Source organism: Massilia sp. BSC265 (assembly GCF_000740675.1).
Lineage (GTDB): Bacteria > Pseudomonadota > Gammaproteobacteria > Burkholderiales > Burkholderiaceae_D > Telluria.
The window spans coordinates 115,474-137,829 of record NZ_JPXI01000034.1 but is presented as its reverse complement, the minus strand read 5'-3'; the positions used below and the strand labels follow the sequence as shown (position 1 = coordinate 137,829).

Annotated in this window: 17 protein-coding genes; 8 read left to right on the top strand and 9 right to left on the bottom strand. The window is 67.1% G+C overall.

Features of this window, described 5'->3' with window-relative positions; all coding sequences use genetic code 11:
* Positions 1 to 2: 2 nt before the first annotated feature.
* The 3 genes from MA09_RS15765 to MA09_RS15755 are packed head-to-tail and all read left to right on the top strand — an operon-like array spanning position 3 to position 2,604.
* A complete protein-coding gene (locus MA09_RS15765; RefSeq protein WP_036250469.1) occupies positions 3 to 689 on the top strand; it encodes a choice-of-anchor J family PEP-CTERM protein in 687 nt (228 codons plus the stop codon).
* 29 nt (positions 690 to 718) lie between these two features.
* The gene (locus MA09_RS15760) at positions 719 to 1,144 is read left to right on the top strand and encodes a post-PEP-CTERM-1 domain-containing protein (RefSeq protein ID WP_152594677.1); all 426 of its coding nucleotides are present in this window, start codon (positions 719 to 721) and stop codon (positions 1,142 to 1,144) included.
* Entirely contained in the window at positions 1,141 to 2,604 is a 1,464-nt protein-coding gene (locus tag MA09_RS15755; RefSeq protein WP_051933507.1) for a PA domain-containing protein, read from the top strand. The genes MA09_RS15760 and MA09_RS15755 overlap by 4 nt, the downstream gene beginning before the upstream one ends.
* Positions 2,605 to 2,727: 123 nt before the next feature.
* On the opposite strand, the gene ppa is transcribed toward MA09_RS15755, so the two are convergent.
* The 5 genes from ppa to hemC form a co-directional block, all read right to left on the bottom strand.
* The gene (ppa, locus tag MA09_RS15750) at positions 2,728 to 3,267 is read right to left on the bottom strand and encodes an inorganic diphosphatase (protein WP_036250464.1); all 540 of its coding nucleotides are present in this window, start codon (positions 3,265 to 3,267) and stop codon (positions 2,728 to 2,730) included.
* A 103-nt stretch (positions 3,268 to 3,370) separates the two neighbouring features.
* Positions 3,371 to 4,567: a heme biosynthesis protein HemY gene (locus tag MA09_RS15745; RefSeq protein ID WP_081897628.1), complete on the bottom strand. Its 1,197-nt coding sequence runs from the start codon at positions 4,565 to 4,567 to the stop codon at positions 3,371 to 3,373.
* Between the two features lies 1 nt (position 4,568).
* Positions 4,569 to 5,696, bottom strand: a complete 1,128-nt coding sequence (locus MA09_RS15740; RefSeq protein ID WP_036250459.1) for a uroporphyrinogen-III C-methyltransferase — start codon at positions 5,694 to 5,696, stop codon at positions 4,569 to 4,571.
* Complete coding sequence (locus MA09_RS15735; protein ID WP_036250457.1) at positions 5,693 to 6,478, bottom strand: uroporphyrinogen-III synthase; 786 nt, start codon at positions 6,476 to 6,478, stop codon at positions 5,693 to 5,695. The genes MA09_RS15740 and MA09_RS15735 overlap by 4 nt, the downstream gene beginning before the upstream one ends.
* A gap of 38 nt (positions 6,479 to 6,516) precedes the next feature.
* Positions 6,517 to 7,521 carry a hydroxymethylbilane synthase gene (gene hemC, locus MA09_RS15730; RefSeq protein ID WP_081897627.1) on the bottom strand — a complete coding sequence of 335 codons (1,005 nt, stop codon included), beginning with the start codon at positions 7,519 to 7,521 and terminating at the stop codon, positions 6,517 to 6,519.
* Between the two features lie 180 nt (positions 7,522 to 7,701).
* On the opposite strand from hemC, the gene ppc reads away from it, so the two are divergent.
* The gene (gene ppc, locus MA09_RS15725) at positions 7,702 to 10,506 is read left to right on the top strand and encodes a phosphoenolpyruvate carboxylase (protein WP_036250454.1); all 2,805 of its coding nucleotides are present in this window, start codon (positions 7,702 to 7,704) and stop codon (positions 10,504 to 10,506) included.
* Positions 10,507 to 10,634: 128 nt separating this feature from the next.
* Here ppc and MA09_RS15720 read toward each other — a convergent pair whose 3' ends face one another.
* From MA09_RS15720 to rpoD, 4 genes are all read right to left on the bottom strand, one after another.
* Complete coding sequence (locus MA09_RS15720; protein WP_161783230.1) at positions 10,635 to 12,833, bottom strand: family 10 glycosylhydrolase; 2,199 nt, start codon at positions 12,831 to 12,833, stop codon at positions 10,635 to 10,637.
* 264 nt (positions 12,834 to 13,097) lie between these two features.
* The gene (locus MA09_RS25540) at positions 13,098 to 14,693 is read right to left on the bottom strand and encodes a methyl-accepting chemotaxis protein (protein WP_036250452.1); all 1,596 of its coding nucleotides are present in this window, start codon (positions 14,691 to 14,693) and stop codon (positions 13,098 to 13,100) included.
* Positions 14,694 to 14,704: 11 nt separating this feature from the next.
* A complete protein-coding gene (locus tag MA09_RS15710) occupies positions 14,705 to 15,481 on the bottom strand; it encodes a transporter (RefSeq protein ID WP_036250450.1) in 777 nt (258 codons plus the stop codon).
* Positions 15,482 to 15,685: 204 nt separating this feature from the next.
* Positions 15,686 to 18,379 (bottom strand): RNA polymerase sigma factor RpoD, encoded by a 2,694-nt coding sequence (rpoD, locus tag MA09_RS15705; protein WP_036250448.1) that lies wholly within the window; start codon positions 18,377 to 18,379, stop codon positions 15,686 to 15,688.
* 827 nt (positions 18,380 to 19,206) lie between these two features.
* Here rpoD and MA09_RS24195 point away from each other — a divergent pair.
* The 4 genes from MA09_RS24195 to MA09_RS15685 all read left to right on the top strand — a co-directional run bounded on the left by MA09_RS24195 (position 19,207) and on the right by MA09_RS15685 (position 22,346).
* A complete protein-coding gene (locus tag MA09_RS24195) occupies positions 19,207 to 19,584 on the top strand; it encodes a ProQ/FINO family protein (protein ID WP_229440754.1) in 378 nt (125 codons plus the stop codon).
* A complete protein-coding gene (locus MA09_RS15695; RefSeq protein ID WP_051933503.1) occupies positions 19,584 to 20,225 on the top strand; it encodes a 3'-5' exonuclease in 642 nt (213 codons plus the stop codon). The genes MA09_RS24195 and MA09_RS15695 overlap by 1 nt, the downstream gene beginning before the upstream one ends.
* Before the next feature lie 118 nt (positions 20,226 to 20,343).
* The gene (locus MA09_RS15690; RefSeq protein ID WP_036250445.1) at positions 20,344 to 21,081 is read left to right on the top strand and encodes a cytochrome c553; all 738 of its coding nucleotides are present in this window, start codon (positions 20,344 to 20,346) and stop codon (positions 21,079 to 21,081) included.
* A complete protein-coding gene (locus MA09_RS15685) occupies positions 21,078 to 22,346 on the top strand; it encodes a cytochrome c (protein WP_036250444.1) in 1,269 nt (422 codons plus the stop codon). Before MA09_RS15690 ends, MA09_RS15685 begins: the two co-directional genes overlap by 4 nt.
* The last annotated feature ends 10 nt before the right edge of the window (positions 22,347 to 22,356 follow it).

Here is a 22,356-nt window from a genome sequence, read left to right as displayed (position 1 = left end):
TCATGAAGCGACTTACCTCACTTGCCGGCGCGGCGCTCGTCGCGGCGGCCACGTGGGCGCCACTGTCGAGCCATGCCGCCGGTGTCGTCATCCTCGACGAAGGCTTCGGCAGCGTGGCCGGACTGTCCGATTGGGCGCAGATCAACCGCAGCATGCCTGCCGGCTCCGGCTGGTTCCAAGGCAACACGGGCGTCTTCACGGCACAGTCGGGCGCAGCCAGTTCCTATGCCGGCGTCAATTATCTCAGCGCCGCTGGCGGGATGGGCATGGTGGACAACTGGCTGATCACCCCCACCCTTTCGCTGAACGGCCTGACCACCCTCTCCTTCTTCGCCAACCGTGCACCTGAGCCCGGCTTCTTCGACCGGCTCGAGGTGCGCTTCGGCTACGGCAGCAATACCAGTGCCGACGGATTCGACACGCTGCTGCTGACCATCGGCGGCGAGAACAGTTTTCCCACGCAGTGGGCGCAATGGACGACGAGCCTCGATGTCCAAGGTGAAGGACGCTTCGCTTTCCGCTACCTCGGCGACGCCGACACGCTCTCCTACATCGGGCTCGATACCGTCAAGGTGGTCACCGCCGTGCCGGAACCGTCGACCTACCTGATGCTGCTGGCCGGACTCGGCGCGGTCGGGGCGCATGCCCGGCGCTCGCGCAAGCGGGCGCCGGTGCCTTCTTCCCATTGAGGCGCCCCTTACCGTTCCAGGAGAATGCCATGTTGATTCATAAATTGATGTGCTGCCTGCCGCTTGCCGCGCTGGCCCTCCCCGCGTTCGCCCAGCAGGCCGAACCCAGGCAGGTCGAACCGAAGCAGGTCGAAAGCCGGCAGGGAATGGTCGTCGTGCGCGATGCCGACACCGGCGAACTGCGCGCGCCCACCCCTGACGAAGCGCGCGCCCTCCACCCGCGTACGAACGCATCGGCTGCGGGCGCGGCCGCCCCCGCGCCGAAGCTGGTCACCGGTCCCGGCGGACGTCGTTCGGTTCAGCTCGGCGAGCGCCACATGGTGTATTCGGTCGTGACCCGCGGCGCCGACGGCAAGCTCGACGAGCAATGCGTGCACGGCGCACATGCTGCCGAGCACGCGCTCAAAGGCGCGCACAAGCACGGCACCACCAAGCCAGAGGAGCATCACCAATGAAAGCTGCCAAGCTCACCACCTTCCTGCGCAGCACCGCCGCCTCGCTGGCATGCTCGGTTGCCACCGTCCTGGCCGCCACCTTCGCCGGTGCCGGCGCCGCGCAAGCGGCCGCCACCATCGTCATCGTCAACCAGAACGCGCCCGGCGAAGGCTTCAACGACCCGACCCCGGCCGCACCGGTCGGCGGCAACAGCGGCACCACGCTGGGCCAGCAGCGCCTGATCGCCTTCCAGCGCGCCGCCGACATCTGGGGCGCCACGCTCGACAGCAATGTGACGATCCGCATCGGTGCAGCATTCGTACCCCTGTCCTGCACGGCCACCGGCGCGGTGCTCGGTTCGGCAGGCGCCTACGAGATCTGGACCGATTTTCCGAACGCCCCGCGCGCCAACACCTGGTACCCGGCGGCGCTGGCCAGCAAGCTGGCGGGCGAAGACCTGACGGCGCCGACCGACCCGCACATCATCGCGCGCTTCAACTCGCGCCTTGGCCTGTTCCCCGATTGCCTGCCGGGCTCGCCCTTCTACCTGGGCCTCGACAGGCGCGCCAATGGACAGATCGACCTGGTCACGGTGCTGCTGCACGAAATGGCGCACGGGCTCGGCTTCCAGACCTTCACCGACGACGAAACCGGCGAGCAGTTCTTCGGCATCCCGTCGATCTGGGATTACTTCCTGGTGAACAACCGCAACAACATGCCCTGGGTCGCCATGACCGACGAGCAGCGCCGCATCTCCGCCATCACCTGGCGCGGCCTGTCCTGGAACGGCCCGAACGTGACCGCCGCGGTGCCGCGCGTGCTGGACCCGCGCACCAACCTGAACATCGGTGGCGCGAACGCCGGCGCCGCCCGGGGCGATTACTTCGTCGGCGATGCTTCCTTCGGGCCGCCGGTGGGTGCAAGGCCGGTGAGCGGCCAGCTGATGCCGGTGGTCGACCAGCCGAACGGTACCGGGCTTGCCTGCACGCCGCTCAACGCCAACAATGCACTTGCGGTACGCAACAACATCGCCCTGGTGGACCGTGGCAGCTGCGATTTCGTCACCAAGGCCCGCAACGTGCAGGCGGCCGGCGCCATCGGCATGCTGGTAGTGGACAATGTGCCGGGAGACGTCGTCGGCCTGAGCGGCTCCGATCCGAGCATCAGGATTCCCTCGCTGCGGATCACGCTGTCCGACGGCGTCGCCATCAAGGCCGCGCTGCAGCAGCGCTCGCGGACGATGTCGGGCGTGGTCGCCACCTTCGGCCTCGACCGCACCCGGCTGGCGGGCACCGACCGGCAACGGCGCATCCTGATGTACACCCCCAGCATCAATCAGCCGGGCTCCTCGGTGTCGCACTACACCACCGAAGCCAAGCCGAACCAGCTGATGGAGCCGTCGATCAACACCGACCTGCGGCACGCGGTCAAGCCGCCGTACGACCTGACCTTCCCGCTGCTGCGTGATATTGGCTGGTAATGTGCTGCTGGTAAGCGCTTGATTGGCAGGCGGACGCCACGCCCTCTGCCGCCAAAGAAAAAGCCGGCGTCCCCTTGAAGGACGCCGGCTTTCTGTCATGTGCGCGGCGCGACGCGCCTCTGCTTATTCCTGGCCCTTGCGCTTGAACGCTTCGACGCCGTTGGTGATCTCGGCCTTGGCGGCTTCTGCATCGGCCCAGCCTTCGATCTTGACCCACTTGCCAGGCTCGAGGTCCTTGTAGTGCTCGAAGAAGTGCTGGATCTGCTGCAGGCGCAGCTCTTCCAGGTCTTCCAGCTTCTGGATCTTCTTGTACATCGGCAGGACCTTTTCGACCGGCACCGCGATGACCTTGGCGTCGCCGCCGCCGTCGTCGGTCATCTTCAGCACGCCCAGCGCGCGGCAACGCACCACCACGCCCGGCGGCAGCGGGAACGGGGTGATCACGAGCACGTCGCACGGATCGCCGTCATCGGCGATGGTCTGCGGCACATAGCCGTAGTTGCACGGATAGTGCATGGCGGTACCCATGAAGCGGTCGACGAAGATCGCGCCGCTGTCCTTGTCGACCTCGTACTTGACCGGGTCGGCGTTCATCGGGATTTCGATGATGACGTTGAAGTCGTTCGGCACGTCTTTGCCGGCTGGGACGTTATTCAGGCTCATGGAATTCCTTGGTTGCTGAAGTTTCAATAAAGTGCGTCATTATAGCGAAAGCAGCAGCGGATGGCGCGTCGTGCATGGCAGTGAAGTGCTCCAATGGAATACTTCACAGGATACTGGCCAGCGCGCACTGCCGGTAATGGTTCGCCGCCTCCTGCTCCTGCCCCAGCGCCTCGTGCATCTGGGCCAGCTTCAGGTGCGCCTCGCGCACCATGGGCGTCTCGGTGGCTTCCGACAGCGCCCCCTCCAGGTAGCGCTGTGCCTTGCCCCACAGCTTCTGCTTGAGGCAAAGCGAACCCAGGGTCAGCGCCAGCTCGGGGTCCGTCGGACGGTCCTTGAGCCAGGCTTCGCAACGTTCGATCTGGGCCAGCAGGGTCTGGGAGCCGGCAGGCCCGGCCGCCTCGCGGTAGGCGCGCACCACGCGCTCGTCCCAGTTCGCCTTGAGCGCTTCCTCGGCGATGGCACGCGCCTCGTCGTGCAGGCCGCGGGCGTTGAAGGCGCCGGCGGCGCGCGCCGCGATATAGGGCACCTGGCGGTCGGATGCCGGCACACCGGACCAGACACGGCGGATCGATTCGGCATCGTGGCCTTGTTCGCCCAGCAGGGCTTCGTAGGCCATCTCGCGCAGGCGCGTCGACAGCGCCGGATGCAGGGCCTTGCGCTTGTCGAGGATGCGCACCAGGCGCAGCACTTCCGGCCAGTTGCGCGCCTGCTGGTGGGCCTTCATCGACCACTGCAGCGCGTGGATGTGGCGCTGGCCGCTGGCGTTCAGTTCGGCCACCGCCTCGAGCGCGGCTTCCGGCTGGTGGTCGTCGACCAGCAGCTCGGTCACCGTCATCAGGCGCGCGATCTTCAATGAACTGTCGTGCACGATGCCGGCCAGCCAGGCGTCACGGCGGGCCGGCTCGCGCATGCGGTGCGCGGCCCGGGCGCCGATCAGGGCCGCCAGGCCGGCGTTCTCCGGCAGCTCGGCGGCGCGCATGGCGGCTTTCTCGGCATGGCCGAAGCGGCCTTCGAACAGGGCCTTGAGCGCGTCGCGCAGGCCCTTGTTGCCTTCGCGCTCGCGCTTGCGCTGGCGGTAGGCAGCCACGCGCTCGGGCATCTTGAGGGTCGATTTCAGTGCCCGTACCAAGCCGTACACGACCGCGAACAGCAGCACCAGCAGCACGACGAACAGGTTGAGCGACATGTCGAGCCGGTGCGGCGGGTAGAACAGCACCACGTTGCCCGGGTTGAAGCGTGCCGTCACGGCGATGCCGATGGCCGCGGCCATCAGGGCGACTAACCAAAGGAGGAGCCGCATCTTATTGCTTCGCCTTGTAGTTGCGCACCGCGTTCAGGCTCTCGGACAAGGTCGGCATCTCGATGCTCAGGTTGTTCGCCTGCACCTGGCGCAGCGCGGCCAGGGTCGACTGGGTGGCGCGGGCGCGCGTATCGAAATACTTGAGCAGGATGGTCTGGCTACTAGCCAGGTCATCGCGGAAGGCCGCCTCGTTGCGCGACAGCAGGGCCAGGCGCGCGTTCAGCAGGCGCAGCTTGAGGTTCTCGCGCACGAAGAAGGATTCGGTCGGCGACAGCATCAGCGCTTCCGGCGTGTCCACGCTGCGCACGCGCACCAGCTGGCGCACGTCGTCCCACATCTCCTGGCTCCAGTTGCGCCAGGTCTGGACCATGCGCTGGCCCAGGCTCAGCTTTTCGGGCGCGGGCTCGGCGGCGGCGCTGCCAGCCGGCTTGCGGGTGCTGCGGCTAGGGGCCGCGGGCAGCAGCGGCTTTTCGTCGGACAGCATCGGCAGCGTGTCCACCTGGGCGATGACGTTGTCCAGGCGCAGCGCGACCCCGGCCAGGTCGACCGCCGGCATCGCCTTCAGGCGCTCGATGTCGGCGCCGATGGCGCGGCGGATGTTCAGGAACTGCGGCTTGTCCGAACGGCCCAGCGAACGGTCGGCGTTCTGCAGCGCGATCAGGGCGCCCTGCACGTTGCCCGCCAGCTGGAGCTGCTGGCTGGCCGTGCTCAGCACCTGCTCGACCTCGCTCAGCGCCCATTCGTCGCGGTTCTTCGACAGGTCCTGGTAGAGCTGTTCCAGCGCCAGCTGCTGGGTCTGGGCTTCGGATTGGCGGCTCTCCAGCACGCCCACCTTGATCTGCAGCTCCTTGGTCATGTCCGACACCTCGCGCGCCAGCGCCGCGGTCTCGGCATTGACGGCATTGCCCTTCTGCAGGCTCTGCGCCATGTCGCGGCGCAGGGTGTTGATGCGGCTGTGCGAGCTCCAGGTTTGCACCGCCAGCAGCAGGGCGAGGATGGCCACCGCCGCCGGCAAGGGACGCTGCAGCGCCTGGATCAGCCCCTGCCCCGTCGATGGACGCGCCGGCGCTTTCTGGACCGTGACGCTGCCCGATGGGATCTGTTCTGGATTATTTTGTTGTTCGTTCATTCTTGAGATTGTATCGCGGCAAACAGTGCAGCAACCAAGCGTGCGTCGCCGGAACCGGTCAGGGTGATCCGATCGCATCGGAGCGAGCGCGCCGTCTCCGCTATCCGTGCATGGGGAACGATCAGGTGCTGCACCCTCAGCCGGTCGATGCCGGTGTCGGGATCGAGCTGCCGCACCAACCCGGCGAGGCCGCGCAGCGCTTCCGAACTCGTGATTATCCAGTCGTTTGGCTGCGCCAGCAAGGCGCCCAGCTCGACCGCCAGCGCCTCGGTCAACGGCGGCACGCTGCGGCGATAGGCGGCGACGGTGTCGACCTGCGCCCCGGCGGCGCGCAGGGTGTCGGCCATCAGCTCGCGCCCGCTTTCACCGCGCACGATCAGCACGCGGCGCCCGGCGAAGGCCGACAGGTCGAGGCTGGCGAGCAGGTGTTCCGAGTCGCTGCTGGCCGCGTCCGGCGGGCAATGGATGGTGGCGTTGTCACCCGTGATGCCGTGGCGGGCGAGCGCCGCGCGGCTACCCTCCCCCACGACGCCGATCGGCACGCTGGCCGGCCAGCCGTCCAGGTGCTGGAAGGCGGCATCGATCGCGTTCGGCGAAACGAACGCCACCAATGCATAGGACGGCAGCTCGGCCAATGCTGCGCGCAGCAACGAGGTATCGTCGAGCGGCGCGATCTCGAGCAGCGGCAGCACGACGGCCCGGCGCCCGCGCGCACGCACGGCCTGCGCCAGCGGCTCCGCCTGGGCGCGCGGCCGGGTGATGACGACTGCCCGCTCAGTCATGCTCTCAGTCATGCCGACCCTGCATCCTTCTGCATGCTTCAGCTGCCCTGGCTCGACGCCGGCGCAGCCTCGACAGCCGCGGCCGCGGCCGCGTCGGCCGCGTCGGCCGACTGCTTGCACACTTCCAGGATCGCATGCGCATCCTGGTCTTCCAGCAGGATCGCGACCTGTTCGCCGAGGAACTCCGGATGCTCCCAGGAGCCCGCGACTTCGGCCTGCGCGGTGCGCTGGCCGTCCGGGGTGGCGACCATCGCGCGCAGGCGCAGGGTGGTGCCGGTGACCGTTGCAAACGCCGCCAGCGGGATCTGGCAGCTGCCGCCGAAGATTTTCGACACCTTGCGCTCCGCTGTCACGGCGCGATAGGTGGCATCGTGGTTCAGCGGCTGCAGCAGCGCGCGCAGATCGACGCCGTCGCTGCGGGGGCCGCTGACGATCTCGATCGCCATCGCGCCCTGCCCGGCCGCCGGCAGGCTGTCCTCGGGTTCCAGCAAGGCGCGGATGCGCTGCGGCAGGCCGAGGCGCTTGAGGCCGGCCGCCGCCAGGATGATGGCGGCATACTCGCCGCGGTCCAGCTTGCCCAGGCGAGTGTCGAGGTTGCCGCGCAGCGGCTTGATGACCAGATGCGGGTAGCGCGCGGCGATCAGGGCCTGGCGGCGCAGGCTGCTGGTGCCGACGATCGCGCCCGGCGGCAGCTCGGCCAGGCTGGCGTAGTCGTTCGACACGAAAGCGTCGCGCGGGTCTTCGCGCTCGAGCACGGCGGCCAGCTCGAAGCCTTCCGGCAGTTCCATCGGCACGTCCTTCAGCGAATGGACCGCCAGGTCGGCGCGGCCTTCGGCCATCGCCACTTCCAGTTCCTTGACGAACAGGCCCTTGCCGCCTACCTTGGAGAGCGCACGGTCGAGGATTTGGTCGCCCCGTGTTGTCATTCCGAGAATTTCGACGCTGCACTGCGGATATAATGCGGCGAGACGCGCACGCACATGTTCCGCCTGCCACATGGCCAGGCGGCTCTCGCGGGATGCGATAATCAGCTTTAGAGGCATGAGTTTCGCGGGCGCTCCTTGCGCCGATTCAGTTACATTCAACACGGATTCTTTCACTGTCGTCGGGCCCATCAGGACGATGACGTTTCCGGCCCTTGCTTAAGATCACAAATTTTAGCATGGGGCCTCCTGCAGACGATGGCCAACCGCCATGGCGCTAACAATTCATTTGTGGTCGATATGGAAAACCCAGCTGCACTAGACAACCCTGCAATCCAAGCCGCCGGCGACAAGGATGCGCCGCTGAAAGAAGACATCCGCCTGCTCGGCCGCCTGCTCGGCGACGTGCTGCGCGAACAGGAAGGCGACGCCGTGTTCGAGGTGGTCGAGACCATCCGCCAGACGGCAGTGCGTTTCCGCCGCGACGCCGACCCGGTCGCCGGGGAAGAACTCACCACCCTGCTGCACCGGCTCACGCGCGACCAGACCATTTCGGTGGTGCGCGCCTTCTCGTATTTCTCGCACCTGGCCAACATCGCCGAGGACCAGCACCACATCCGCCGCCGCCGCGCCCACCTGATGCGCGGCGCCGAACCGCGCCAGGGCAGCGTCGGCCATGCGCTCGGCAAGCTGGTTGATGCCGGTGTGCCGCAGGAGGTCGTCGAGGACTTCTTCAAGGACGCGCTGATCTCGCCGGTCCTCACCGCGCACCCGACCGAGGTGCAACGCAAGAGCATCCTCGACGCCGAGCACGACATCGCGCGCCTGCTGGCCGAACGCGACCGCGGCCTGACGCCCGGAGAACTGAAGCGCAACACCCAGCTGCTGCAGGCACGCATCGCCACCCTGTGGCAAACCCGCATGTTGCGCTACTCTAAGCTGACCGTGGCGGACGAGATCGACAACGCCCTGTCCTATTACCGCATTACCTTCCTGCGCGAGGTGCCGGGCCTGTACGACGACATCGAGGACGAGATCGCCACCTACTATGGTGGAGAAGCGAAGCTGGGCGAAGCGCAGTACCTGCAGATGGGCAGCTGGATCGGCGGCGACCGCGACGGCAACCCGAACGTCAACGCCGACACCATGCGCCATGCGCTGGTGCGTCAGTCGACCACCATCCTCGACTTCTACCTCGAGGAAGTGCACGCCCTCGGCGCCGAGCTGTCGGCCTCCACCCTGATCGTCCCGGTGACGCCGGAGATGCAGGCCCTGGCCGACGCCTCGGTCGACAATTCCCCGCACCGCAGCGACGAGCCCTACCGCCGCGCCCTGATCGGCATCTACGCCCGCCTGGCCGCCACCGCGCGCGAACTGGGCGTCGACCACATCCTGCGCAAGGAAGTCGGCGAAGCCCCGCCCTACCTCGACGCCGGCCTGTTCGCGGCCGATTTGGAAGTGCTGGCCGATTCGCTGCGCGCCAACCACGGCGCCGTGCTGGTCGAGCCGCGCCTGGCCGGCCTCAAGCGCGCCGCGCGCATCTTCGGCTTCCACCTGGCCTCGCTCGACATGCGCCAGAGCTCGGACGTGCACGAGCGCGTGCTCGCCGAGCTATTTACGCGCGCGGGAGCCGAAGCCGACTATGCTGGCCTGAGCGAAGAACGGAAGGTCGAACTGCTGCTGCGCGAGCTGGCGCAGCCGCGTCCGCTCTACTCGCCCTACGAGAACTATTCGGACGAAACCAATTCCGAACTGGCGATCCTGCGCGCCGCGCGCGACATCCGCCAGCGCTACGGCAGCCGCGCGATCCGCAACTACATCATCTCGCACACCGAGACCGTGTCGGACCTGCTGGAAGTCCTGCTGCTGCAGAAGGAGACCGGGCTGATGCGCGTGTCGTCGGGGACCAGCGACGTCATGGTGATCCCGCTGTTCGAGACCATCCCCGACCTGCAACGCGCCAGCAGCATCATGGACGAGTGGATGTCGATTCCCCAGGTGGCGGGCATCATCGAGAAGCAGGGCCGCCTGCAGGAGGTCATGCTCGGCTACTCCGACTCGAACAAGGACGGCGGCTTCCTCACCTCGAACTGGGAGCTGTACCAGGCAGAGCTGAAGCTGGTCGACGTGTTCGCCGCCAAGGGCGTCAAGCTGCGCCTGTTCCACGGCCGCGGCGGCACCGTGGGCCGTGGCGGCGGCCCGAGCTACGACGCGATCCGCGCCCAGCCGCCGGGCACGGTCAACGGCCAGATCCGCCTGACCGAACAGGGCGAGATCATCGCCTCGAAGTTCTCCAATCCCGAGATCGGCCGGCGCAACCTGGAGCTGCTGGTGGCGGCGACGCTGGAAGCAAGCCTGGTGCCGCACCCGGCCGACGAGGTCAACAACGCGCGTCTGGCGCGCTACGAAGCCGTGATGGCCGAGCTGTCCGGGCGCGCCTACCGCGCCTACCGCAACCTGGTGTACGAAACCCCGGGCTTCACCGACTACTTCTTCAGCGCCACGCCGATCGCCGAGATCGCGGAACTGAACCTCGGTTCGCGCCCTGCCTCGCGCAAGTCGACGCGCCGCATCGAAGACCTGCGCGCGATCCCCTGGGGCTTCTCATGGGGCCAGTGCCGCCTGCTGCTGCCGGGCTGGTACGGCTTCGGCACCGCCGTTAGCGGCTGGCTGGCGGATGGCGACCGCGAGGAACGTCTTGCCCTGCTGCGCGAGATGCACGGCGCCTGGCCCTTCTTCGCGACCCTGCTGTCGAACATGGACATGGTGCTGGCCAAGACCGACCTGGCGATCGCCTCGCGCTACGCCGGGCTGGTGGCGGACGTTGAGCTGCGCGAGCGCATCTTCCGCCGCATCACCGCGGAACACGGCGAGACGCTGCGCTGCCTCGAGGCGGTGACGGGCGTGGGCGAGCGCCTGGCCGGCAATCCGCTGCTGGCGCGTTCGATCCAGAACCGCTTCGCCTACCTGGACCCGCTGAACCACCTGCAGGTGGAGCTGATCCACCGCCGGCGCAAGCTGGGGGACAATGCCGATCCGCGGGTGCACCGGGGGATTCACCTGTCCATCAATGGGGTGGCGGCGGGCCTGCGCAACACCGGCTGAGCCGCTTCTGTAGGGTGGGCGGGTCTTCCCCGCCCACGCGGTGATAGATGGCGACTCCGCGTTCGCGCCGGATGATCTTGCTGCTAACGATCACCGCGTGGGCGGAGAATCCGCCCACCCTACGAACATCACCCCGCACACACCCCCAGTGCACTCCCCTTCTTCAGCAAGGCCGGCACCGCATTCGGCGACACGCACACCTGCGCCCCCGGATTGCCCTCGCTGCCCGTCCTGTTACACACCATCACCTTGTCCTCGCCGCAGCGCGCGTCGATCACGTTGACCGTCGCCGTGGCCTGCGCGAAGCAGCTCTCCGGGCTGCTTGCTTGCACCGTGAAGCTGAAGCTGCCCGCCCCAGTCGGTGCAAAGCTGGTCACCGCGCCGCTGGTCGACGACAACCCTCCCGCCGGGCTCCAGGTGAAGGTCGACGAGCCTGCCGCGTCGGACGCGGCAAGCTGCACGCTCTGCGGGCCATAGCCGAGCGCGATGGTGCTCGCCGGCAGCCCGGTCGCATCCCCTGCGCCAGGCACCACGCTGATCGACGGCTGCGGCACGTGGCCCAGCACCCGTACGGTGCCTTCCGCGCTGGCGCTGTTGCCGCCCTTGTCGACGGCGCTGAGCATCACCTTCTGCGCGCCGATGTCCGAGCACGAGAAGCTGGTGCGCGAGGCGCTGAGCGACTCCACACCCCAGTTGTCGCTGCTGCCGCCGTCGAGATCGCTCGCGGCGATCGAGGCCGTGCCATTTGCCAGCGTCACCGACACCTCGCGTGTGCGCACGACGGGCGCCTCGAAATCGTTGCTGACCGTGTTGGCGCGTGCGCTTTCCGCGCTCAGGCGGTTCAGCGCCGTCACCGTGTAGTAGTAATACTGGCCAGGGGCCACGCCCGTGTCGGCGAAAGCGTTGGTGGCGGTGTCGGTCACGCCCAGCAGGTTGGCCGGGTTTTCCAGGTCCATCTCGCGGTCCGGCGAGCGGTAGATGGCGTACTTGCGGGTCTTCGCGAATTCGTCCGCGCTGTCCGCCGCCGGCGCCCAGACGAGGCTCACGGCGTTGTTGTCGCCTGCGCTGGCGTTGAGGCCTGCCGGTGCGGCCGGCGCACCGGTCCCTTTCCAGGCCATGGTCGGCAGCAGCGCCGGACGGGCGTAGGTGCTGTTCTTCAGCGCGGTGCGGTAGCCCAGCGGGTCGTTCTGCAGGAACTGGTGGCGGAAGTGGACCTGGCCCGAGATGTTCGCTGCGGCGCGGTTCATTGCGATCTGGTTGTTGATCTGGTTCGGGTCGGTCCAGCCGGCGGTGTTCACCTTGTAGTCGGCCAGGCCGATGTACATGTGGCGCTCGTAGGCGTTGTCGTTCCACCACGGCACCAGGAGCTTGTAGTCCGAACCCGTCTGGCCGATGTACCAGTAGACCTGCGGCGCCAGGTAGTCGACCCAGCCCTGCTGGATCCACTTGCGGGTGTCGGCGAACATGTGGGTGTAGTGCTGCAGCGCGCCGGCGCTGGTCGGCGAGCCCAGCGCCGGATCGGTGGGGTGGCTGCGGTAGATGCCGGACGGCGAGATGCCGAACTTCACCCAGGGTTTCACGGCGCGGATACTGTCGTTCACGCGTGCGATCAGGATGTCGATGTTGTCCCGGCGCCAGGCGGCGCGGCCTGCGGCGTCATCCGGGAAGCCGCGCGGATCGGCGTGGTAGGCGGCGTCGTCGCCGGTGGTGCCGTTCGGGTAGAAGTAGTCGTCGAAGTGGATGCCGTCGACATCGTAGCGGTTGACGATGTCCATGATGACCTTCACGACGTGGTCGCGCACCTCTGGCAGGCCCGGGTTGAGGATCTTGACGGTGCCGACCGTGAGCATCCATTCCGGATGGGCGAGCGACACGTGGTCGGGCGCATACATGGCGGTGTTGTTCTGGTTGGAGGCGGTGGCCACCGCGCGGTAGGGGTTGATCCACGCATGGAATTCCATGCCGCGCTTGCGCGTCTCCTCGATCGCGAACTGCAGCGGGTCCCAGGCCGGGCTCGGCGCACGCCCCTGCTGGTTGGTCAGGTAGTAGGACCAGGGTTCGAGCTCGCTCGGGTACAGGGCGTCCGACTGGCTGCGCACCTGCAGGAAGGCGGCATTCATGCCGGTCGCCTTGTTGTGGTCCAGGATCGCCCGCAGGGCCTCCTGCTGCTGCGCGGGGGTATGGTTGCGGTTCGGCCAGTCGAGGCTGATGTGGGTGCTGATCCAGACGCCGCGCATTTCGCGTTTGGGCGGGACCGTTTGCGCATCGGCGTGGGAATACGAAGCGACCAGCATCGCGGCTGCCGCTGCAAGCAAAAGTTTTTTCATGTTGTCTTTTTTGCGGGTTGAGGTGAACGCACCAGAGGAGCGCTGGCGGCGGTTCCCGGCGCCTCTCCACGCGCCGATGTGTTGCCATCCGCGAAACAGCGTACGCCCGAGCAATTTTGACAACCAATGAATTTCGGAACAGGCCGCATAACTTTCGTGCATAAGTGGCAAGAAAGTTACGTCAGGAAGAGGGGGATGTTGCGAAAGGAGGCCCGGCGGAGGCCGGGCCTGGGTGTTCCGGTTCGGCACCGGAGCGCTTGCTGTCTACTGGAATGCCAGCGCCAGCGCCGCCGATGGCTGTGCACGCGGCACGGCGGCACGGTCGCCACCCAGCTTGAACATGTCCACCAGGCTGCTGAGCTTTGCCGCCTGGGCTTCCAGCGATTCGGCCGCTGCGGCGGCCTGCTCCACCAGCGCCGCATTCTGTTGCGTAGCAGCGTCGATGTCGCCGACGGCCTGGTTGACCTGGCCGATACCGGCTTCCTGTTCGCGGCTGGCGGCGCTGATCTCGGCCATGATGTCGCTGACGCGCTGCACGCTTGCCACCACCTCGTCCATCGTGCTGCCGGCCTGGCCGACCAGGCGGCTGCCCTCGCCCACGGTAGTGGCGGTGCTGTCGATCAGCACCTTGATCTCCTTGGCCGCCGTATTCGAGCGCTGGGCCAGTGCCCGCACCTCGCTCGCGACGACTGCGAAGCCCCTGCCCTGCTCGCCGGCGCGCGCCGCTTCCACCGCGGCGTTCAGGGCCAGGATATTGGTCTGGAATGCAATGCCCTCGATAACGCTGCTGATGTCGCCGATCTTGCGCGACGCGTCGTCGATCGCGCCCATGGTCTGCACTACCTGGCCCATCACGGCGCCGCCACGCGCCGCCACCTCGCTCGCGGAGGCCGCCAGCTGGCTGGCCTGGCGCGCGTTGTCGGCATTCTGGCGCACGGTCGTCGTCAGTTCTTCCATCGACGACGCGGTTTCTTCCAGCGAGCTGGCCTGGTTCTCGGTGCGGCGCGACAGGTCCTGGTTGCCGGCCGCGATCTCCTGCGAAGCGATGCCGATCGAGTCGGTGCCGTCGCGCACCGCGCTGACGATGCCATGCAGGTTGGCGCGCATCGACTCGAGCGCGCGGCGCAGGCGCCCCGTCTCCGTGCGGTCGCCGTCCGCGACCGCAGCCATTGTATGGCCCAGTTCGCCGTCGGCGATGCGGTCGGCAAACACGATTGCTTCTTCGAGCGGATGCACGATGGCACGGATCAGGAAGCTGCCCATCGCAACCGTGGCCACCATCGACGCCAGTGCGACCAGCACGATTTTCAGGCTCGAGTCCTCTGCCACGGAATCGCCGGCAGCGCGTGCGGCATCCGAATCCTTTTCGATCAGTTCGCTCACGGCTTCCATGCCGCCTTCGAGCTTGCGGAAGCTGTCCATGAAGCTGCCGAAGGCCGCGCGCGCGGCCGCCCCGTCGCTGCCGGCAAGCGCCACGATGCGGGCGGCGCTGGCCAGGTAGGCCTCCGCGTCTGGTCGCACTCTCGCAATCGCTGCCTTCACGGCGGCGTTGGTTTCCTCGACGTCCAGCTTCGCCATCGTCTGCTTGAAGACGGCAGCATGCTCGTCGGCGCTGCGGCGCGCGTCGGCATGTTCTTCCGGCGTGGCGGCCATCAGCGCGGCCAGCACGTCGCCGCGCAGGGCGTCGTGCATCATGTCTGCCTGCATCTGGTGGCGCAGCGCGGAGCCGTTGACGCTGATCGCGTCCATCGAACGGTCAAGGGCGCCAACCGACAAGTAACCGATCGCGCCCACCACGCCGCAGAACAGCAGCGTAACCAAGTAGGAGAGATACAGCTGGTGCTTGATGCTCAGTTTCATCGTGGATCCGGTCAGAGTTTGAAGGAGAAGCCGATGGTAAAGGCCGTATCCGGCGTCCGGCTGTTCAGACCGCGCGACAGCATGGCGTCGAGCTGCACGGTATCGGACAGCAGGTAGGCGCCGCCGAGGTCGAGGCTGGCCTGGGTGCCGCCGTGGCTGCTCCTCGCGATCTGCGGCAGGGCGACCTCGACGAAGCCGCGCAGGCGCTCGTTGATCGATTTGCCGACCACCACGCCGAGAATGCCGTAGCGGTAGCGTCCGCTCTCGTCCCGCTCGACACCGACGCCCGGCATCACCCCGAGCGAATAGTCGCCGGGCAGTTCCCACTCGCCGACCACGCGCAGCGAAGGACGAGCGCCCTTGCCGCGGAAGGCGCGCGAACCGCTGTCGAGGTCGGCGTGCAGCAGCACGCCGACGGACGGCAGAGTGCCGGCCGCGTCCATCGCGTGCCATTTCAGGCCGAGCGAAGCATCGGCATACCCCGTTTCGGTTGCGCGCACGCGACCCTCGGCGTGGCGATGGTTGGTGCGGCCGTCGGTTTCGGCGCGCAGCTCGAAGCTCTCGCCGATCCCGTAACGCAGCAAGGTCGGGGTCGCCACCAGGCGCTCGCGCACCGGTCCGCTGCGTTCACGCTCGAGCAGCACACTGGTTTCCAGCTGCACCCGGCCCTTGCCGACCACGTTGCTCGATTCGACGAAATCGGGCCGGTCAGTGGAGATCGGGTCCTGGGCGTGGACAGCGGTGACGGCAAACAAGGCAAGCGTGGCGAAGATGGCGATGTACTTCATGAAAAGTCCAGTAGGGTTAGAGCAGCGGTCTGCATAACAACAATCGTTTCCGCTCAGAATGATAACCCTTCTGCCATCAGGGTCAAAATATAGACGAATCAATAATTGCTATAAAGACAAGCAAGCGTTGCTATCTGGCTGCAGTAGACAAAAAAAATGCCTTCCGGCGCTGGGCGGGAAGGCACTTTGACGAGACGGTAAAAATTACTGGTTGTGCAGGAAGGTCTTCAGCTTGTCCGAACGCGACGGCTGGCGCAGCTTGCTCATCGCCTTGGCTTCGATCTGGCGGATACGCTCGCGGGTCACGTCGAACTGCTTGCCCACTTCTTCCAGCGTGTGGTCGTTCGACATCTCGACGCCGTAGCGCATGCGCAGCACCTTGGCTTCGCGCGGGGTCAGCGAGTCCAGCACTTCCTTGATCACGTTGCGCATCGAGGCGTGCAGCGCGGCGTCCAGTGGTGCCAGGGTAGTGTTGTCCTCGATGAAGTCGCCCAGCTGCGAGTCGCCGTCCTCGCCCATCGGGGTTTCCATCGAAATCGGCTCCTTGGCGATCTTCATGATCTCGCGAACCTTGTTCTCTGGCATTTCCATCTTGGCCGCCAGGGTCGGCAGGTCCGGCTCGCTGCCGGTTTCCTGCATGATCTGGCGCGAGATGCGGTTCATCTTGTTGATGGTCTCGATCATGTGCACCGGCACGCGGATGGTACGGGCCATGTCCGCGATCGAGCGCGTGATGGCTTGGCGGATCCACCAGGTCGCGTAGGTCGAGAACTTGTAGCCACGACGGTACTCGAACTTGTCCACCGCCTTCAGCAGGCCGATGTTGCCTTCCTGGATCAGGTCGAGGAACTGCAGGCCGCGGTTGATGTATTTTTTAGCGATGGAGATCACCAGCCGCAAATTGGCCACCGTCATTTCGCGCTTGGCCTGGCGTGCACGCTTCTCGCCCGCCGCCATCTGCTTGTTGATGCGGCGCAGGTCGGCCAGCGGCAGCGCCACGCGCGCCTGCAGGTCGATCATGCGCTGCTGCAGTTCCTTGATGGCCGGCAGGTTACGGCTTAATACAGCACTGTACGGGTAGGCGCAGTCGACTTCGCGGTCGCCCCATTGCAGGTCGGTCTCGTTGCCCGGGAAGACCTTGATGAAGTGGGCGCGCGGCATGCCGCAGCGGTTCACGCAGATGTCCAGCACGGCGCGCTCGATCGAACGCACTTCGTCCATCTGGCCGCGCAGGGTGTCGCACAGTTTTTCCACGATCTTGGCGGTGAAGCGGATGCCCAGCAGCTCGTTCGAGATGATGGCCTGCGCCGCTTCGTACTCTTCCGATCCGTAGCCGACCGTCTTGAAGGCGTGGCCCATGCGGTCGAACTGCTGTTCGATCAGGGCGAATTTCTCCAGCGCGCTCTTGCGCAGCTGCGCCAGCTGCTCGGCCGAGTAACCGGCCGCGCCGCCGCCGGCGGAGCCTTCTTCTTCCTCTTCCTCGACTTCGACCTCTTCTTCTTCCTCGTCGTCGCTCGATGCGGAGGCGGCGCTCGGCGCCGGCGCGGAAGTTTCGTTCAGGTCGACGAAACCATCGACCACGTCGTCGATCTTCATTTCATCCGAAGCGATCTTGTGCGACAGCGCGATGATTTCCGAAATCGTGGTCGGGCAGGCCGAGATTGCCTGCACCATGTCCTTCAGGCCTTCTTCGATGCGCTTGGCGATCTCGATCTCGCCTTCGCGGGTCAGCAGCGACACCGCGCCCATTTCGCGCATGTACATGCGGACCGGGTCGGTGGTGCGGCCGAAGTCCGAGTCGACGGTCGACAGCGCGGTGGCGGCGGCCGCTTCCACTTCGTCGTCGCTGGTCGCGGTCGGCACGTTATCCGACAGCAGCATCATTTCGGCTTCCGGGGCGCGCTCGTAGATCGCGATGCCCATGTCGTTGAAGGTCGCGATGATGCCCTCGATCGCTTCCGGATCGACGATGTTTTCCGGCAGCTGGTCGTTGATCTGGGCGTGGGTCAGGTAGCCGCGTTCCTTGCCCATGTTGATCAGGTTCTTGATCTGCTGGCGGCGCTTTTCGAGTTCCGCTTCCGAGAAGCCGCTGTCGCCGCCCAGCATGCCCGCCAGACCCTTGGCCTTGCGCTCGCGCAGCTTGGAGGCGACCTTCATTTCGGCGCGCTCGACGGCGTTCAGCGCCGCGACTTCGTCGTTTTCCGGCACGAACTCGCTCGGCTTGCGGCCGCGGCGGCCCGGGACCTTCACCTGCGGCAGCAGGTAGCCCGAGGTGTCGATCGCGGCCAGCGCGGCGGCGTCGGTGGTGGCGCTGACGGCGCCCACGGCGGTGGCCGGCGCCGGTGCCGGCAGTGCGTTGGCGTCGGTGCGGCGGGTACGGGTGCGCACGACCTTCGGCGCGGCCGGTGCTTCCTCTGCAGCCGGAACGACGGAAACTGCCGGTGCGGCAGGCACGGCCTCGGCCTCGGCCGGCGGCGCTTCTGCGTGCAGCGCATGCGCTGCACCCTTCAGGGCGGCCAGCTTCGAACCACGCTTACGCACGACCACGGTCGCCGCCGTATTCGGCACGGCGGCAGTGTAGTCGTCGAAGGGTGCCGGCTCCACGGGTGCGGCGGCTGCCGGCGCCTCGACCGGCTCGGCCACCACCGGCTCGGCGGCAACCGGCGTGTCCAGTGCGGCTTCGTTCGCCGCGCCTTCCACCTCGCCTGGCGCCTGTTGCGCTTCCAGCGCAGCCTTGGCAGCAGCCAGGCGCGAGCGGGTCTTCACCACCGTCACCTTGGCCGCCGCTTCCGTCTCGAGGAAGTAGGAGGTCGCGGTTTTCGGCACTGCCAGCTGTGCCGTAGCCTTGGCGGGCGCTTTCTTGGCGGTCAGTGTCAGTGTCTTGGCGGTGTTTTTCATAGTGAAACTCTCTCCAGTCGAGGCATGCGGCTGCCTGCGAGTCAATGTCAGCGGGACCCGCGGACGGGTCCGATGTGGGTTTGGAAGCGGAAGTGGCCCTAGCTGAGGGCGGACACGCGGACTTCAAGCACACCTTCCCCGCGGCAGCCTGCACTCCTGGCAGAGTGGCGGCGGGCTGAGGAGAAGTGAACGGTGTTTAAAATCACGGTGTGCATGTCGGAACGAAAAAAAGCCCGTCGGATGAAACGGGCTTGCATCTCATGTTCAGGAAGAACAGAAGGAAGGCGATATTATGCCGCATTGCAAGAATTGGTGATAATTGAAATATCCCATAATGGATATCACCAACCTGAATATGACACGAGCGCTTCGCCGATCTCCCGGCCCATCTGCGGCGGCGCAAGCCGTGCGCAAGGCAAGGGGCGGATCATACACGATTTCACGCCCGTATGCCCGTCTGCTCGCATTGCACCACCAATCAAATTCTCAAGATTAATGAAACAAGTACAATACGGCCCGCACTGGCGTACGGGCGCCGTGCTATCCTTCGCTTTCCCGTTCTTACAATGAAGTCAATGAATACCACTACCGCTGCCGATACCGTCGACACCACCGCTCCTGCCACTCCTGACACGCCGGATTCGCCGTCCGTGGAGGCAACCATCCCGGCACCTGCACAGGACAAGGGGACGAGCGGCGCGACCGATAACGCGACCGATAGCGCGGCAACTGACGCGGCAACTGACGCGGCAGCCGACGAGCCTGCCGTACAGGCGCCCGCCCCTGCAGCGGCTGCCGCCGGCACCCCCGCCCCGTCGGCGCGTGCCCTGCTCAAGCAGCTGCAGCAGGAGTTCCCGGCCTTCCGCGACTGCCTGCCGCTGGCGATCGGCATCGACAAGCAGCTGCTGGCGCGCATGCCGGACCTGAACCGCAAGCTCATGCGGGCTGCGCTCGGCATCCACACCGGCTCGATGCGCTACCTGCGCGCCATGGAAAAAGCCAAGGTGCGCTACAACCTCGACGGCACCCCGGGCGCCGAAGTGACCGACACCCACCGCCAGCACGCCAAGGAGCAACTGCAGGAGCGTTTCAAGAAGGAAGCCGAGCGCAAGAAGGCCGAGCGCGAAGCCGCCGCAGCCGAAGAGGCGGACCGCCAGCGCCAGGAAAAGCTCAACGCCCTCGCGGCCAAGTTCTCGCGCAACTGATGTCCGGTCCGAGCGTCGCCGATCCCGACGAACTGCTGCCGCCCTACGAAGGCATCCGCCTGGCGGACGTGCGCATCGTGCGCACGCCCGTCGAGGCGGCGGCCGCGCTGGCGGCACTGTCGCAAGCCGACGTGGTCGGCTTCGACACCGAATCCAAGCCCACCTTCTCCAAGGGCGAGGTCTCGACCGGCCCACACCTGGTGCAGCTGGCCACCGACGAGCTGGCCTATCTGTTCCAGATCGGCAGCGCCGCCAGCGCGCAGACCGCCCTGGAAGTGCTCAAGCCCGTGCTCGAATCGGACAGCATCCTGAAGGTCGGCTTCGGGCTGGGCGACGACCTGAAACGCCTGCGCAGCAAGCTCGGCATCGATGCGCGCAAGGTGCTGGACCTGGCGACGGCCATGCGCCGGCGCGGCGAGCGCAACACGCTCGGTGCCAAGACCGCGGTGGCGCGCTTCTTCGGCCAGCGCCTGCAAAAGTCGCGCCGCATCACCACCACCAACTGGGCCCTGCCCCAGTTGAGCGAGAAGCAGGTGCTGTACGCGGCCGACGATGCCCACGTGGCGCTGCGCCTGTATCGCTACTGGCTCGCCAACCCGCCGGCCGACGACAGCAGCCCGCCCCCGCGGCGCGCTTCGTAGGGTGCTTGGCTTCGCCGCCCGCGATCTGGTCCGCTGGACTGTGATCTGCTCCACTGGAGCAGATCACCTAGTCCACTGGACCAGATCACTTCCGGCATTGCTACTGCCGCGTTCATCCATGAGTCGACGCCGCATGCTGTTCGCAGTCCTGATCCTGTCCGCGGGCGCGCTGCAGGCCGCGCCACAGGCCGCGATACAGGCCGACCATGGCGCCCGGGTGCCGGACACCCTGGCCCAGCGCCTGCTCGCCTGCACCTCCTGCCATGCGCGCGTCGATGCGCGCGGCAATCCGGTGAACGACAGCTACTTCCCGCGCATCGCCGGCAAGCCGGCCGGCTACCTGTACAACCAGCTGCTCAACTTCCGCGAGGGCCGGCGCCAGTACCCGCTCATGACCTACCTGGTGGATCACCTGCCCGACCCCTACCTGCGCGAGATCGCCGGCCACTTTGCGGCCCAGCCGCCGACGGCGCACGCGGCCGAGGCTGCCCCTGTTCCTGCGCAGCTGCTGGAGCGGGGTCGCCAGTTGGTCATGCAGGGCGACAGCGCGCGCAAGCTGCCGGCCTGCATCGCCTGCCACGGCCAGCGCCTGACCGGGGTCGAGCCCGCGATCCCCGGCCTGCTCGGCCTGCCGCGCGACTACGTGAACGCGCAGTTCGGCGCCTGGCGCAACAAGGCGCGCCGCGCCCATGCACCGGACTGCATGGCCGAGATCACCGCCCGCCTGTCGCTCGAAGACGTGAACGCCGTCTCGCACTGGCTGGCTGCCCAGCCCATGCCTGCCGACCCGCGCCCGGACACGCCCGTCGCCCGTCCCCTGCCGCTGGCCTGCGGCAGCGCACCGGAGGCGCGATGAAAAAACTTGCCCTGGTATCGACCGTCGTCGCCGCCATTGCCCTCCTGGTCGCGGCCCTCGCCTGGCCGCGCGAAGAATTCATTCCCTCGACCTCGCCCGCCGCATGGGCGCCGACGCCCGAGAACATCGCACGCGGGGCCTACCTCGCGCGTGCGGGCGATTGCGTGGCCTGCCACACCGCGCGCGGCGGCCCGGAATATGCAGGCGGACGCGCGCTCGACACGCCCTTCGGCCGCCTCTACGGCCCGAACCTCACACCGGACCTGGAAACCGGCATCGGGCGCTGGTCCGCCGACGACTTCTGGAATGCCCTGCACAACGGCAAGTCGCGTGACGGCCGCCTGCTCTACCCTGCCTTCCCGTACACCAACTACACCCGGATCTCGCGCACCGATTCGGATGCCATGTTCGCCTATTTCCGCAGCCTGGCGCCCCGGCGCCGCTTGACCCCGCCGCACGAACTGGACTTTCCCTACGACCAGCAGGCCCTGCTGGCCGGATGGCGCCTGCTGTATTTCAGGCCGGCCGTATTCACGCCCCAGCCGGGACGCGACGCCGAATGGAACCGCGGCGCCTACCTGGTCAACGGCCTGGGCCACTGCAGCGCATGCCACAGCACGCGCAACCGGCTCGGCGCGGCCGGCGACACGCTCTCGGGCGGCCTGATTCCGACCATCGGCTGGTATGCGCCGTCCTTGACCGCGGGCGGCGAAGTGGGCCTGGGCGACTGGGACAAGGAACACATCGTCGCCCTGCTGCAGACTGGCGTATCGCCGCGCGGCTCGGCGACCGGGCCGATGGCCGAGGTGGTGGCGCGCAGCCTGCAGCACCTGAACGGCTCCGACCTGAGTGCGATGGCGACCTACCTGAAGTCGCTGCCCGCAACGGACACGACACCGGCGGACAGCGGCGAGCGCGCGAGCGAGCCGCTGCTGGCCGAGGGCCGGCGCCTGTACGGCCGCTACTGCGTGGAGTGCCATGGCGCCGACGGCAAGGGGAAGGCCCCGGCCTATCCCCCGCTGGCCGGCAACCGCGCGGTGACGCTCACGCCTGCCGTGAATGCAATCCGGATGGTGCTGCACGGCGGCTTTCCTCCCGGCACGGCCGGCAATCCGCGCCCCTACGGGATGCCGCCCTACAGCCACGAGCTGGACGACGCGCAGGTGGCCGCCGTGCTGACCTATGTGCGCGCGAGCTGGGGCAATGCGGCGGCAAAGGTCACGGCGCCGGACGTCAACCGTTACCGCAGCGTGCCGCTCGACTAGTGGCAGGGTT